The organism is Frankia gtarii (assembly GCF_025403375.1).
GTDB lineage: Bacteria > Actinomycetota > Actinomycetes > Frankiales > Frankiaceae > Frankia > Frankia gtarii.
This window is the reverse complement of sequence record NZ_JAMPTM010000618.1, coordinates 1-507: the sequence shown is the minus strand read 5'-3', so window position 1 is coordinate 507 and position 507 is coordinate 1. Positions and strand designations below refer to the sequence as shown.

Below are 507 nucleotides of genomic sequence, written 5' to 3'. Positions count from 1 at the left end.
GCCCGGGACGGTCAGGGCGGCGTTGTTCACCAGCAGGTCGACGGGGCCGAGGCGGGCACGGGTCACCTCGACGATGCGTTCGACATCCGCCGGCCGGGACAGGTCGGCGGGGACGGCCAGGGCTCGGCCGCCGTCCTTCACGATCTCCTCGACGACCTCGTGCACGGTGCCGGGCAGGCGGGCGTCCCACTGCGCCTCGGTGCGCGCGACCACGGCGACCGCGGCGCCCTCGCGGGCAAAGGCGGTGGCGATGGCCCGGCCCAGGCCGCGGCTGGCTCCGGTGACGATCGCCGTACGACCGGCGAGCCGACCGGCGCCGGGGCTCACCTCGCCGCCTGGGACGGAAGGCGGGGCTGTTGGCCTCGTCGGGCGTGACGTCGAATGCGGTTCATGTCCGGTGTTCTAGGCGCGCCCGTGCCCGCGCGTCAATCGGTCCGCTCTGCCGCGGGCGTCGGCCCCATCCCGGGGCGGGGGTGTGTCCGGTCTCGGGTCGTGGCGGTGTGGGCG

At 76.1% G+C, this 507-nt stretch carries 1 protein-coding gene; it reads right to left on the bottom strand.

Features of this window, described 5'->3' with window-relative positions; translation table 11 throughout:
• The coding region (locus tag NBZ83_RS32590; protein ID WP_261576561.1) for an SDR family NAD(P)-dependent oxidoreductase at positions 1–327 on the bottom strand (327 nt) is incomplete at its 3' end.
• Positions 328–507: the final 180 nt, after the last annotated feature.